The organism is Microbacterium sp., from assembly GCF_047606685.1.
Lineage (GTDB): Bacteria > Actinomycetota > Actinomycetes > Actinomycetales > Microbacteriaceae > Microbacterium.
Genome location: NZ_JASGEC010000101.1, coordinates 1 through 13166, shown reverse-complemented (window position 1 = coordinate 13166; position 13166 = coordinate 1). Strand labels below are relative to the sequence as shown.

Genomic DNA, 13166 nt, shown 5'->3' with positions numbered 1-13166 from the left:
GCAGCAATCATACCCGCCCTCCGTTGGCCCACGGAATCGCGGCGGCGAGCCTTCGCGCGCACGAAACCCGCATTCGCGCGTGCGGCGCGCGTGCGCGAATGCGGGTTTCGATAGCGCGAGCGATCCTCGGCCGGGCGCGCAGCCGAGCGGCGCGCGCCGGCGCGCGTCACTGCGTCTGTGGATTCGTGCAGGTCTTCTGGCTTGCCGTCTGCCCCGTGATCACGTCGGGCAGCTCGACCGCGGCATCCGCCTCCGTCGTGGACGACGCGGACGCGCCGGGTGTCGGCGACTCGTCGGGCGCCGCCGACTCCGACGGCGTCGCCTCGCCCTTGACGGTCTGCGAGTTCGAGTAGCCGGGGCTCGCCTCTCCCGTGAGGGTGATCGGCTTGTTGTCGGTCAGCGCGTCGAACAACACTTGCGCCGGCTCGACCAGCGGCACCACGCGGGAAGAGCCGGCGTACTGCGTCGGGTACTGCACGAACACGATGTCGTCGAAGTCGACATCCTTCAGCGCCATCGCGATCTGCACCATCCGGGTCGGGTTGGCGAGATTGTCGCTGAGCACGAGCTGTTTGTTGTTGACCTGCTGCAGCGCCGTGTTGGCGAGGGCGAACAGCGTCGCGGGGTTCGACAGCACCTCGTCGCTCTTGAGCTTGCGCACAAGCGACGACATGAACTGCTGCTGGTTCGAGATGCGCCCGAGGTCGGAGCCGTCGCCGATGCCCTTGCGAATGCGCAAGAACTGCAGCGCCTCCTCGCCCTTCAGCACATGGCTGCCCTTCTTCAGGTGCAGGCCCGTGTCGCGGTTGTCGATGTCGCCGGTCAGGCACACCCGCACTCCCCCGATCGCGTCAGACATGTTGATGACCCCCGTCCAGCGGATCGCCGCGGCGAAGTCGATCTGCATCCCGGTGAGCGCCGTGACGGTCAGCGCCGTGCAGTTCAGCCCGCCCCGGCCGTACGACGCGTTGATCATCGTCGAGTACAGCTCGCCGTAGCGGCCGCCGTTGCCGTCGGGGCACGACGGGATGTCGACGAGCATGTCGCGCGGGAACGACACCACCGTCACACGCCGCGGGCTGTCGGAGATGTGCACGAGCATCGTGACGTCGTTGCGCTCGCCGCCGTCGTCGTGCGCGCAGCGCGGGAACTTCTTCACGCTCTGCCCCTCGCACGAGTCGGTGCCGACCATGAGCAGGTTGACCCCGCCCTCGATCTCGCCGATCTCGGGCGGCAGCTGGCGCTCGCCCTCGAGGGTGACGGAGTTCGACGTCGCCGTGTCCACCGCGTTCCACGCCGCGAACGCGGCGGTGCCGGCAGTGCTCACGAACACGACGGCGAGCGCGACCGCGACGAGGCGCGCGATCTGCCCGAGCGGATGCGGCGAGGTCAACCGAGCGTGGCGCGCCACGGTGCGCCGGGGGGAAGGGTCGCTCACGGATTCCTCTCGGGTGCGAGAAACACGAGGATGGATGTCGAAGAGCCCGCCGTGCGAGCCATCCCCGATTCTCCCCTCCCCCGCTGGGCAAACACCGCGAGCACGCCCTGCGTCTTCAGCGGAGGGTGTGGGATTCGAACCCACGGGACATCACTGCCCACTGGTTTTCAAGACCAGCTCCATCGGCCGCTCGGACAACCCTCCCGAACCCCCGCGCACGCGGGGGCGAACAGGCGTCGAGTCTACCGACCGCCGAGCGTGCGCAACACGGCGGCCACGCCGCCATCCTGGACCGAGCCCGTGACCTCGCCCGCCGCGTCCCGCACCTCCTGCGGGCCCTGCGCCATCGCCACCGCGCGTCCACCGCGCTCGATCGCCCATCGGAACATGCCGACGTCGTTGCGGCCGTCGCCCATCACCAGCACGTCTTCGGGAGCGATGCCCAACCAGCCGCGGACGAGCTCGAGCGCCGTGCCCTTGTCGACACCGTGCGGGGCGATGTCGAGCCACGCCGACCAGCCGATCGCGTAGGTCACCTGGTTGAGGCCGATCTCGCCCACGAGGCGCGAGAAGGCGACCTCGTCGTGCTGCGGCGAGACCACGACGACCCGGCACACCTCCTGCTTCCCGAGCTCGTCGAACGGCACGCGCCGCGCCTGCGCCAGGTTCCAGTCGTGCATCTGCCGCGTGTACAGCCGCTCGCCGTCGGCCAGCTCGACCATGTAGTTGGCGTCGGGCAGCCGCTCGCGCAGCAGGCGCAGCACCGCCGACGGGTCGAACGTCTCGATGTGCACGCGCTTGTACTCCAGGTCGCGCTCGTCGACCAACTCGAGCACGACGGCGCCGTTCGAGCACACGACGTAGCGAGGCGCGAGCTCGAGGACCCGCAGGATGCCGCGGGTGCCCTCCCAGCTGCGCCCCGTCGCGACGGTGACCACGTGCCCCGCCTCGCGGGCGTGCCGCACGGCGTCGACGACGCCCGGGCTCAACGACTCGTCCTCCAGCAGCACGGTGCCGTCGATGTCGAGCGCGACCAGCAGCCGCTGCGGCCCTCCGCCGCGCCCGTGCACGACCTCTTCGACGATCTCCGCCGCAGCGGCGGGCGGGACGACCTCGACGCTGCCCGTCTCGGGCAGGTGCGCTGCGGGCGTCACGCCACCGGCTCCAGCACCTCGAGCCCGAGGTAGGGGCGCAGCGCCTCGGGCACGACGACCGACCCGTCGGGGCGCTGATGGGTCTCCAGCAGCGCGACGAGCCAGCGCGTCGTGGCCAGCGTGCCGTTCAGCGTCGCCACGGGCTGGGTCTTGCCGCCGTCGGGCCGCCACCGGATGTCGAGCCGCCGCGCCTGGTAGGTGGTGCAGTTCGAGGTCGACGTGAGCTCGCGGAACGCGCCCTGCGTCGGCACCCACGCCTCCACGTCGTACTTGCGCGCGGCGCTCGAGCCGAGGTCGCCGGCGGCGACGTCGATCACGCGGTACGACAGGCCGAGCGCCTGCAGCATCTCCTCCTGCCACGCCAGCAGCCGGGTGTGCTCCGCCTCGGCGTCGGCCGGGTCGGTGTAGACGAACATCTCCAGCTTGTTGAACTGGTGGAGCCGGATGATGCCGCGCGTGTCTTTGCCGTGCGAGCCGGCCTCGCGCCGGTAGCAGGTCGACCAGCCGGCGTAGCGGATCGGCCCGCCAGACAGGTCGAGGATCTCGTCCTTGTGGTAGCCGGCCAGCGGCACCTCGCTCGTGCCGACGAGGTAGAGGTCGTCGGCTTCGAGCCGGTACACCTCGTCGGCGTGCTCGCCGAGGAACCCGGTGCCCTGCATGATGTCGGGCCGCACGAGCGTCGGCGGGACGATCGGGGTGAACCCGGCCGCGAGCGCCTTGTCGAGCCCCATGTTCATGAGGGCGATCTCGAGCCGCGCGCCGACGCCGCGCAAGAACGAAAAGCGCGCCCCCGACACCTTCGCGCCGCGCTCCATGTCGATCGCGCCGAGCAGCTCGCCCAGCGCCAAGTGGTCGCGGGGGCCGTCGGGGAAGTCCGCCGGATCGAACGACGGGATGCCGCCCACTCGCCGCAGCTCGACGAAGTCGTCTTCACCGCCGGCGGGGACGCCGTCGATGATGAGGTTCTCGATGCGGCCGAAGGCCGCGGCGGCGGCCGTCTCGGCATCCACCACCGCCTGCTGAGCCGCCCTGACCCGCTCGGCCAGCCCTTTCGCCTCGGCCACGAGCGCGGCCTTCTCGTCTTTGGAGGCCCGGGCGACCGTCTTGCCGAACGCGTTCTGCTCGGCGCGCAGCTGCTCGAACGCGGAGATCGCGGCACGGCGCTCGAGATCGGCAGCCACCGCGAGATCGACCGTCTCCGGCGAGTGCCCGCGAGCGGCCTGAGACCGTTTCACCCGTTCGGGATCGTCACGGAGGAGGTGGGCGTCGATCATTCCGTCAAGTCTAGCGACGGGCGCCGCGGGCTATCGTTGGTCCATGCCCGAGCGCGCGTCCACCCGGCGGAAGAAGCGGGCGGCGCTGGTCTACAACCCCACCAAAGTGCACCAGGACGCGCTGCGCGCGTCGGTGTCGACGCACTCGACGGCCGCCGGCTGGGCGCGCCCCCTGTTCTTCGAGACCACGATCGAGGACCTCGGGCAGGATGCCGCCCGCCGGGCGCTGGACGAGGGAGTGGATGCCGTGCTCGTCGCCGGCGGCGACGGCACGGTGCGCGCGGTCGCCGAAGCGCTGAGTGCGAGCGGCGTGCCGCTGACGATCGTGCCCAGCGGCACCGGCAACCTGCTCGCGCGCAACCTGTTCCTCCCCCTCGACAATCCAGACGCCATGGTGGCGGCGACCTTCGAGGGCGAGCACTTCGCGATCGACGTCGGCATCGCGACGCTCACCCGCGCCGACGGCACCCAGGAGGAGCACGGCTTCGTCGTGATGGGCGGCATCGGCCTCGACGCGGCGATGATCGCGAACACCAACCCGCAGCTGAAGAAGACGGTCGGCTGGGTCGCATACGTCGACGGCGCGGCGCGGTCGCTGCCCGGCGCGAAGCCGTTCCGCGTCGTCTACCAGCTCGAGGGGCGCCGTTTGCACAGCACGAAGGTGCAGAGCCTGCTGTTCGCGAACTGCGGCGCGCTGCCGGCGGGCATCGCGCTCATCCCGGGCGCGTCGATCACCGACGGCCAGCTCGACATCGCGGTGTTCCAGCCCACGGGCCCGTTCGGGTGGCTGGGCGTGTGGCGCAAAGTGTGGTGGGACAACAGCGTCTTGCGCCGGTTCCGCGCCGGGCGCCTCGTGCTGCAGCGGCGCGGCCGCGACACGTCGGTGCACTACATGCGCGGCACGGGCATCGAGCTGGCGGCCGAGACTCCTCACCCCGTGCAGCTCGACGGCGACGAGTTCGGCGAGGCGAAGCGACTGCGCTGCCGCCTCGTCGCGGACGGTCTGGTGGTGACCGTGCCGCGCGGGCACGGCACGGCCCGCCTCTAACCCCCTCTTCCCCTGTGTGTCTCCCCTTCCCCTGCGAGACTGCACGCGAGCGACGAGACTGCATGCAAAAGCCGCAGTCTCGTGGCGCTCTTGCAGTCTCGCGGGGGAAGGGGGCGCGGCACGGGGGAGGATGGGAGGGTGAGGGCGAAGGCAATCGGGATGGCGGCTGCCGCCGCCGTGTGCGCCGTGGCCGCGGGGTGCGCGGCCGGAGGGACCGAGCCGGGCAGCGGGGACGGCACGTCCGTCGAGACCGGCGCGCCCGCGCCGAGCACCGCTCCTCCGCCGACGGCGGCCGGCGCGTGCATCGTCGGGGCGTGGGAGGCCGGCGCCGCGCAGTTGCAGCCGGTGTACGACGCGATCCCGTCCGGCCTGGACTACCCCGCAGCAACCCTCGGGCGCACCTCGTCGGTCGTCGTGACGTTCGCAGACGACGGGCGCTTCACCCTCGAGCAGCGCGTGCCGGTCACCCTTGAGTGGCTCGGCCATCCCGCCGCCGTCGTGCTCGGCGGGCGGATGAGCGGCGAGTATCGCGCGACCGACGGCGACCTCGAGCTGGCCGCCGCCGACAACAGGCTGACGGTGCAGCCGCGCGACGACCGCGCGGCCAGCGAGCTGTTCGCCGCCGCCACCGCCGAGACCCTCGTCGAGTGGCCGGTGTCGGCCTCCGCGTTCGCGTGCGAGGGCGACGCGCTCACCCTCGAGCTGGAGACCGAGGGCCACCCGGCCGCGGTCGAGTTCGCGCGCCGGTGAGGCCGCGGGAATGCGCCGACCGGCTCGCGCGGTTGCGGTGAAGGATGAGCACTTCTCCGCTGCAGCTGTCGGTCCTCGACCTCGTGCCGGTGCGCGCCGGGCAGACCAGCGCGCAGGCGGTCGCGGCATCCCTCGACCTCGTCGGTGCGGCCGAGCGCCTGGGCTTCACGCGCTACTGGTTCGCCGAGCACCACAACATGCCGTCGGTCGCCTCGACCGCGCCGCCGGTGCTGGTCGCCGCGGCGGCCGCGCGCACAACACGCATCCGGGTCGGCTCGGGCGGGGTGATGCTGCCCAACCACTCGCCGCTCGTCGTTGCCGAGCAGTTCGCCGCGATCGAGGCGCTCGCCCCCGGCCGCGTCGACCTCGGCATCGGCCGCGCCCCCGGCAGCGACCCGGTGATCTCGCAGCTGCTGCGGATGTCGGGGACCACGAGCGATGTCGAGCGGTTCCCCGAGCACGTCCGCGACATCGCGGCGCTCGCCTCGCCCGAAGGGGCGACCGTGCGCTTCGCGAGCGGCGGCACGTACGACATCCACGCCACTCCGGCCGCGACGACCGCTCCCGAGGTGTGGTTGCTCGGCTCCAGCGACTACTCGGCGCAGCTCGCGGCGGCGATGGGACTGCCGTACGTGTTCGCGAACCACTTCTCCGGCGAGGGCCTGGAGCGTGCCCTCGAGCTGTACCGTTCGGGTTTCCAGGCGACCGCGCAGCATCCCGAGCCACGCACGTTCCTGACCGCCAACGCGATCGCCGCGCCCACGGCCGAGGAAGCCGAGGAGCGCGCGCTGCCGCACCTGCGGATGATGGTGCGGCTGCGCACGAACATGCCTCTCATCCCGCTCGAGACGGTCGAGCAGGCGAAAGCCCGAGCCGGCGAGCTCGACACGGCTGGCGAGCAGATCATGGCGTCTGCGCGCGCGAAGTGGTTCGTGGGAACGGGCGACTCCGTCGCGACGGAGCTCAGCGCGTTCGCCGCGCGCTGGGGTGTCGACGAGGTCATGCTCTCGCCGATCGCGGGCGCGTACGACGGCGAGCCGATGGATGCCGCCCCCGGCCGCGTGCAGACGCTCGAGCTGGTCGCGGCGGCCGTCTCCGGCATCCCCTGATCTCGCGCATCCCGCTTCGCCCAAATCTCCTGATCTCGCGCAGTCAGGACGATCCGTCAGAAAACGTCCTGAGCACGCGAAATCACCTGATCCGGCGAAACGCGAGGTGCCGAGGCGGAAGCCCGCCGCGTCACTCCTCGGGCTCTCCAGACAACAGGCCGCGCAGCCAGTCGCGCGCCTCGACGAACACGTCGTCGGAGTAGCGCTCCGGGTAGCGCACGATGGCGCGGTCGGCGCGCGGGTACGAGCCGAGGAAGACGACCTTCGGGCTGAAGCGGCGCAGGCCCAGCAGGGCGTCTGCCATCCGCTCGTCCTGGATGTGGCCGTCGGCGTCGATCACGAACCGGTACCTGCCCAGCGCGTCGCCGACCGGGCGCGACGCCAGCAGCGACAGGTTGATGCCGCGCGTCGCGAACTGCTCGAGCATCTCCAGCAGCGCGCCGGGGTGGTCGTCGGGGAGCTCGGCGATGAGGGATGTCTTGTCGGCGCCGGTCGGGGCGGGCGGCGCCACCGCGCGCCCCACGAGCACGAACCGGGTCACCGCGTTCGGGTTGTCGCCGATCTGCTCGGCGAGCACCTCCAGCTCGTGGTGCTCCACGACGCCGGGGGCAGCGACCGCCGCGTCGGCGTTGCTCGACCCGTCGAGCAGGCCCAGGGCGCTGGCGACGTTGCTCGCCGCGGGGATGTGCGCGTGCGCGGGCAGCGCGCTCGTGAGCCAGCGCAGGCACTGGGCGTAGGCGACCGGATGCGCGGCGACCAGCGACACGTCCTCGATGCGCGCGCCGGGCCGCCCGACGAGCACGAAGTTCACCGGCACGAGGTACTCGCCCACGATCCGCAGGCCCGGCACCGTGGCGAGCGCGTCCTGGGCGGTCGACACCCCGCCGTCGATCGAGTTCTCGATGGCGATCATCGCGGCATCCGACCGCCCCTCGACGACATCCGCGAGCGCCTCGCCGACGTTGTGCACGGGACGCCAGTCGTGGCCGCGCGCCTCGGGCACCTGGGCCAGCGCCGCCTCGGTGAAGGTGCCCGCCGGTCCGAGATAGCTGTAGGTGCGGCGGACGGGCTGATCGGGGTCGGATGTCACGGGTGCCAGCCTACGGGGGTCTCGCCGAGCTGTCGCCCGGCAGTGGCTGCCACCCGCGGGGCACGGGATAGATTCGAGAAGTCCGCAACCTCCAGCACGGGAGCCCGAAGCCATGACCCTGTTCCGCCTCAACCGCCTGTTCGACGCCGCGTCGGGCCGCGCCCTCGACGTCGCCGTCGACCACGGGTTCTTCGGCGAGTCCGCGTTCCTCACCGGCATCGAGGACATGCGGGCGACCGTCGACACGCTCGTGGAGGCCGGGCCCGACGCCATCCAGCTCACCCTCGGCCAGGCGCGGCTGCTGCAAGCCATCCCGGGAAAGGCCAAACCCGCCCTCGTGCTGCGCACCGACGTCGCGAACGTGTACGGCCGGCCGCTGGACCCGCACATCTTCAGCCACCACGTTCCCCACGCCATCGAAGAGGCCGTGCGCCTGGACGCCGCCGCGGTGTGCGTCAACCTCATGCACTTGCCCAACCGCCCCGAGATCCGCGAGGCGTGCATCCGGTCGATCATGGCGCTGCGCAAGGAGGCGACTCGCTACGGCATGCCGCTCATGGTCGAGCCGCTCGTCATGCAGGGCGAGGAGGGCGAGGGCTACGGCGTCGACGGTGACACCGGCAAGATCACCACGCTCGTGCGCCAGGCGGTCGAGCTGGGCGCCGACCTCGTCAAGGCCGACCCGACCGACGACATCGAGGACTACCACCGCGTCGTCGAGGTCGCCGGCGACATCCCCGTGCTCGTGCGCGGCGGCGGCCGCGTCGCCGACCGCGTGCTGCTCGAGCGCACCGCCGCGGTGCTGGCGCAGGGCGCGCGCGGCATCGTGTACGGCCGCAACATCATCCAGCACCCCGACCCGGCGGGCATCACGCGCGCGCTCATGGACGTGCTGCACCGCGGCGTCGATCCGAGCGCCGCGCTGGCCGCGCTGGAGGGCCGCGAGCGATGAGCGCGCCACAGGACGTGCGCATCGGCATCGTCGGCGGCGGGCTCATGGGCCGCGAGATCGCGGCCGCCATCCAGCGCTGGCCCGCCCTCGTCGACCACCCCGTGCGCCCGCGGCTGACCGCCGTGTGCGACATCAACCCCGACGCGCTGGAGTGGTTCGGCCAGATCGACAGCGTCGAGCACCTCGTGGCCTCGCACACCGAGCTGCTCGCGCTCGACGACGTCGACGTCGTCTACATCGCGGTGCGGCACGACCTGCACGAGCAGCTGTACACCGACGCCGTGCGCGCGGGGAAAGACCTGTTCGCCGAGAAGCCGTTCGGCATCGACTCCAGCGCCGCGCGGCGCATCGTCGCCGCGATCGAGGATGCCGGCGCGTTCGTGCGCGTCTCCAGCGAAATGCCCTTCTTCCCTGGCGCGCAGGCGGTCATCGACTACGCCCGCAGCGGGCGGGCGGGCCGGCTCATCGAGGTGCGCAGCGGATTCCTGCACTCCAGCGACCTCGACCCGCTCAAGCCGATCAACTGGAAACGCCAGGCGCAGTACTGCGGCGCCGCGGGCGTCATGAACGACCTCGGGCTGCACGCGTGGCATGTGCCGCTGCGCCTGGGCTGGCGGCCGGCGCGGCTGAGCGCCCACCTGCAAGACCTCGTGCCGCGCCGGCCCGGCCCCGGCGGCGCGCTCGTGCCGTGCGACACGTGGGAGAACGCGGCCATCCACGGCGAGGTCGACGACGAGGCAGGCTCCTTCGCGCTGGAGGTGCGCACGTCGCGCATCGCGCCCGGCAACAAGAACACGTGGTACCTCGAGGTGGTGGGGATGGATGGCGGGGCCCGTTTCTCCACCGCCGACCCCAAACGCGTCGAGTACTTCGCGGTCGTCGACACCCCGACAGGGCGCGAGCAGTCGTGGCAGAGCGTGCAGGTCGGCAGCCAGTCGGTGTGGCCGACGGTGACCGGCGGCATCTTCGAGTCCGGGTTCTCCGACGCCATCCTGCAGATGTGGGCGGCCTTCCTCGCCGAGCGCGCGGGCGCCCTCGGCGACCGGTTCGCGTGCGCGAGGCCGGCCGAGGCGCTGGGCTGCCACGAGATGGCGGACGCCGCGATGCGCTCGCACGCCGAGGGCATTCGCGTGGAGTGAGCGGCAAGCGGCCGCCAGTGCAAGACTGTCCCCATGAGCCGAGCAGGACAGCCCGCCGAAGAATCCGACCTCATCGACGTCGATGAGCTCATTAGCGCCTACTACGACCGAAAGCCCGACGCCTCGGCGCCCGAGCAGCGGGTCGCGTTCGGCACCAGCGGGCATCGAGGCTCGTCGCTGACGACGAGCTTCAACGAGGACCACATCCTCGCCACGACACAGGCGATCGTCGACTACCGGCGCGCGCAGGGCATCTCAGGGCCGCTGTTCCTCGGCCGCGACACCCACGGGCTGTCGTTGCCCGCCGAGCGCTCCGCCGTCGCGGTGCTCGTCGCGAACGGCGTCGACGTGCGCGTGGACGCGCGCGACTCGTGGGTGCCGACTCCGGCGCTGTCGCACGCCATCCTCGCCTACAACCGGGGGCGCGCCGCGGACGACCCTGGCCGCGCCGACGGCATCGTGGTCACCCCCAGCCACAACCCGCCGCGCGACGGCGGCTTCAAGTACAACCCGCCCAACGGCGGACCGGCCGACACCGACGCGACGGCGTGGATCGCGGCCCGCGCCAACGAGCTCATCGCTGCGGGCCTGGAAGGTGTGCAGCAGGTCCATCACGCCGACCTCGACCCCGGCGCAGTGGGCACGCACGACTTCCGCGAGCACTATGTCGCCGACCTCGAGAACATCATCGACATGGCGGCCATCGCGCGCGCCGGCGTGCGGATCGGGGCCGACCCGCTGGGCGGCGCGTCGGTCGACTACTGGGCGCTCATCGGCGAGCGGTACGGGCTGGACCTCACGGTCGTCAACCCCGACGTCGACCCGACGTGGCGGTTCATGACGCTGGACTGGGACGAGAAGATCCGCATGGACCCGTCGTCGCCGTCCGCGATGGCGGCGCTGGTCGCCCGCCGCGACGAGTACGACATCCTCACCGGCAACGACGCCGACGCCGACCGCCACGGCATCGTCACGCCCGACGCCGGGCTGATGAACCCGAACCACTACCTCGCGGTGGCGATCGACTACCTGTACGCGCACCGCCCGGGCTGGCCGGCCGACGCCGCGGTGGGCAAGACGCTCGTGTCGTCGATGATCATCGACCGCGTGGCCGACGCCCTCGGCCGGCGGCTGCTGGAGGTGCCGGTCGGGTTCAAGTGGTTCGTGCCGGGGCTGCTCGACGGCTCGGTCGCGTTCGGCGGCGAGGAGTCGGCGGGCGCGTCGTTCCTGCGGTTCGACGGGACGGTGTGGACCACCGACAAAGACGGCATCCTGCTGTGCCTGCTCGCCGCCGAGATGCTCGCCGTCACGGGCAAGACGCCGTCGCAGCGCTACGCCGAGCTCGAGGCCGAGTACGGCTCGTCGGTCTACCAGCGCGTCGACGCGCCCGCCACCCCCGCGCAGAAGGCGGCGCTCGGCAAGCTGTCGCCCGAGGCGGTGGCCGCCACCGAGCTGGCGGGCGAGCCGATCACCGCGAAGCTGTCGCACGCGCCGGGCAACGGCGCTCCGATCGGCGGGCTCAAGGTGCAGACCGAGCACGCGTGGTTCGCCGCGCGCCCGTCGGGCACCGAGGACGTCTACAAGCTGTACGCCGAGTCGCTGCGCGGGGCCGACCACCTGCGCGAGGTGCAGGACGAGGCGCGCGCCGTCGTGGCGGAGGCGCTCGGCGGGGTCCATCACCCCTGACCTCTACCGTCAGACTCCAGAGGGCGGACGAGACATAGGCTGAAACCCACTGTCTCATCGCTCCGGGAATGGCCCGCGGGCGGGCGATCGACAAGGCACACACGCACAAGGGAGCAACATGACCTGGCTCGTGACCGGCGGCGCCGGCTACATCGGCGCGCACGTGGTGCGCGCCCTCGCGGCGGCGGGACTCGACTCCGTCGTGATCGACGACGTCTCCAGCGGCCACCGCAGCTTCGTGCCCGACGGCATCCCGTTCGTGCGCGGCACGATCCTCGACCGCGAGCTCGTGGAACGGACGCTGCGCGAGCACCGGGCGACCGGCGTCATCCACGTCGCCGGTTTCAAGTACGCCGGAGTCTCGGTGCAGCGCCCGCTGCACACCTACGCGCAGAACGTGGAGGGCACCCGTGTCGTGCTCGAGGCGATGGCGGCGGCGGATGTCACGAACCTCGTGTTCTCGTCGAGCGCTGCCGTGTACGGCACTCCGGACGTGCCGCTGGTGACCGAGGACCTGCCGAAGCGGCCGGCATCCCCCTACGGGGAGTCGAAGCTCATCGGCGAGTGGCTCATCGCCGACCAGGCCCGCGCGACGGCCGACTCCGACGCGCCGCTGCGGCACACGTCGCTGCGCTATTTCAACGTCGTCGGCTCGGCCGACCCGGCGGTGTACGACACGAGCCCGCACAACCTGTTCCCGATCGTGTTCGAGGCGCTGCTGGCCGGCCGGACGCCGCGCATCAACGGCGACGACTACGACACGCCCGACGGCACGAACGTGCGCGACTACGTGCACGTCGGCGACATCGCCGCCGCGCACGCGGTCGCCGCGCGCCGGCTCGAGGCGGGCGACCGGCTCGAGCCGGCGTACAACCTCGGCTCGCAGAACGGCCTGTCGGTGCGGGAGATCATGGACGCGATGGCGCGGGTCACCGGCATCGCGTTCACTCCCGAGATCGCCCCGCGCCGCCCGGGCGACCCTGACCGCATCGTCGCGACCGGCGAGCTCGCCGCCCGCGACCTGGAGTGGCGCAACCGCCACACGGTGGACGAGATGGTCCGCACCGGCTGGGAGGCGCGCCGCGCCGCCCGCGCCCGCTGACCTGGCTGGCTGGCTGCTTCGCCCAGCGCCCTGTTCGTCGGGGCGGGGCGCTCACGCGGGCGGCGGGGCGGTGCTGGCGCGCAGGACGAGCCGCGCGGAGACGAGCTCGAAGCGCGGAGCCGCGGCATCCTCGATGCGAGCCACCAGCGCGGCCACGGCACGCTCGCCAAGGGCGTCGAAGTCCTGCCGGACGGTCGTCAGCGGCGGGCGGTAGTCCGCGGCATCCGCCACGTCGTCGAACCCGACGACACTCACGTCGTCGGGCACGGCCCGCCCGGCGTCAGCGAGGGCGCGCAGCAGCCCGAGCGCCATCTGGTCGTTGGCCGCGAACACGGCGGTCGCGTCGGCCGCGAGGAGCGCGCCGGCGGCGTGGCCGGATGCCGACGACCAGTCGCCGCGCGCGACGTCGGGCGCGGTCGCGCCG

At 72.2% G+C, this 13166-nt stretch carries 12 protein-coding genes and 1 tRNA gene; 7 read left to right on the top strand and 6 right to left on the bottom strand.

The window, feature by feature from the left end; translation table 11 throughout:
• Positions 1-166 precede the first annotated feature (166 nt).
• The 4 genes from QM611_RS12075 to serS all read right to left on the bottom strand — a co-directional run bounded on the left by QM611_RS12075 (position 167) and on the right by serS (position 3866).
• On the bottom strand, positions 167-1438 hold the full coding sequence (locus QM611_RS12075; RefSeq protein ID WP_415080165.1) for an LCP family protein: 1272 nt from the start codon (positions 1436-1438) through the stop codon (positions 167-169).
• A 119-nt stretch (positions 1439-1557) separates the two neighbouring features.
• Positions 1558-1642 (bottom strand) — tRNA-Ser (locus tag QM611_RS12070).
• 38 nt (positions 1643-1680) lie between these two features.
• Positions 1681-2592 carry an HAD family hydrolase gene (locus tag QM611_RS12065; protein ID WP_415080164.1) on the bottom strand — a complete coding sequence of 304 codons (912 nt, stop codon included), beginning with the start codon at positions 2590-2592 and terminating at the stop codon, positions 1681-1683.
• Positions 2589-3866 carry a serine--tRNA ligase gene (serS, locus tag QM611_RS12060; protein WP_415080163.1) on the bottom strand — a complete coding sequence of 426 codons (1278 nt, stop codon included), beginning with the start codon at positions 3864-3866 and terminating at the stop codon, positions 2589-2591. Before serS ends, QM611_RS12065 begins: the two co-directional genes overlap by 4 nt.
• Before the next feature lie 43 nt (positions 3867-3909).
• Between serS and QM611_RS12055 the strand changes: the two genes are divergently transcribed.
• The 3 genes from QM611_RS12055 to QM611_RS12045 all read left to right on the top strand — a co-directional run bounded on the left by QM611_RS12055 (position 3910) and on the right by QM611_RS12045 (position 6773).
• Positions 3910-4914: a diacylglycerol/lipid kinase family protein gene (locus tag QM611_RS12055; protein WP_415080162.1), complete on the top strand. Its 1005-nt coding sequence runs from the start codon at positions 3910-3912 to the stop codon at positions 4912-4914.
• A gap of 138 nt (positions 4915-5052) precedes the next feature.
• Positions 5053-5664: a hypothetical protein gene (locus QM611_RS12050; protein ID WP_415080161.1), complete on the top strand. Its 612-nt coding sequence runs from the start codon at positions 5053-5055 to the stop codon at positions 5662-5664.
• A gap of 44 nt (positions 5665-5708) precedes the next feature.
• Positions 5709-6773, top strand: a complete 1065-nt coding sequence (locus tag QM611_RS12045; protein ID WP_415080160.1) for an MsnO8 family LLM class oxidoreductase — start codon at positions 5709-5711, stop codon at positions 6771-6773.
• Positions 6774-6903: 130 nt separating this feature from the next.
• Here QM611_RS12045 and pheA read toward each other — a convergent pair whose 3' ends face one another.
• A complete protein-coding gene (pheA, locus tag QM611_RS12040; protein ID WP_415080159.1) occupies positions 6904-7863 on the bottom strand; it encodes a prephenate dehydratase in 960 nt (319 codons plus the stop codon).
• Between the two features lie 112 nt (positions 7864-7975).
• Here pheA and QM611_RS12035 point away from each other — a divergent pair, with 112 nt between their 5' ends.
• The 4 genes from QM611_RS12035 to galE all read left to right on the top strand — a co-directional run bounded on the left by QM611_RS12035 (position 7976) and on the right by galE (position 12742).
• A complete protein-coding gene (locus QM611_RS12035) occupies positions 7976-8815 on the top strand; it encodes a class I fructose-bisphosphate aldolase (RefSeq protein ID WP_415080158.1) in 840 nt (279 codons plus the stop codon).
• Positions 8812-9954, top strand: coding sequence for a Gfo/Idh/MocA family protein (locus QM611_RS12030; RefSeq protein ID WP_415080157.1), 1143 nt, complete (start codon positions 8812-8814; stop codon positions 9952-9954). Before QM611_RS12035 ends, QM611_RS12030 begins: the two co-directional genes overlap by 4 nt.
• 33 nt (positions 9955-9987) lie before the next feature.
• Positions 9988-11640 (top strand): phosphoglucomutase (alpha-D-glucose-1,6-bisphosphate-dependent), encoded by a 1653-nt coding sequence (pgm, locus tag QM611_RS12025; RefSeq protein WP_415080156.1) that lies wholly within the window; start codon positions 9988-9990, stop codon positions 11638-11640.
• A 118-nt stretch (positions 11641-11758) separates the two neighbouring features.
• The gene (galE, locus tag QM611_RS12020; RefSeq protein WP_415080155.1) at positions 11759-12742 is read left to right on the top strand and encodes a UDP-glucose 4-epimerase GalE; all 984 of its coding nucleotides are present in this window, start codon (positions 11759-11761) and stop codon (positions 12740-12742) included.
• Between the two features lie 51 nt (positions 12743-12793).
• Here the strand turns inward: galE and QM611_RS12015 are convergent.
• The coding region (locus QM611_RS12015) for a substrate-binding domain-containing protein (protein WP_415080154.1) at positions 12794-13166 on the bottom strand (373 nt) is incomplete at its 5' end.

Excerpts from the sequence above, each read along its gene's own strand:
- galE (WP_415080155.1), top strand. The coding sequence starts at position 11,759 with ATGACCTGGCTCGTGACCGGCGGCGCCGGCTACATCGGCGCGCACGTG.
- QM611_RS12055 (WP_415080162.1), top strand. The coding sequence starts at position 3,910 with ATGCCCGAGCGCGCGTCCACCCGGCGGAAGAAGCGGGCGGCGCTGGTC.
- pgm (WP_415080156.1), top strand. The coding sequence starts at position 9,988 with ATGAGCCGAGCAGGACAGCCCGCCGAAGAATCCGACCTCATCGACGTC.
- serS (WP_415080163.1), bottom strand. The coding sequence starts at position 3,866 with ATGATCGACGCCCACCTCCTCCGTGACGATCCCGAACGGGTGAAACGG.
- QM611_RS12045 (WP_415080160.1), top strand. The coding sequence starts at position 5,709 with ATGAGCACTTCTCCGCTGCAGCTGTCGGTCCTCGACCTCGTGCCGGTG.
- QM611_RS12030 (WP_415080157.1), top strand. The coding sequence starts at position 8,812 with ATGAGCGCGCCACAGGACGTGCGCATCGGCATCGTCGGCGGCGGGCTC.
- QM611_RS12035 (WP_415080158.1), top strand. The coding sequence starts at position 7,976 with ATGACCCTGTTCCGCCTCAACCGCCTGTTCGACGCCGCGTCGGGCCGC.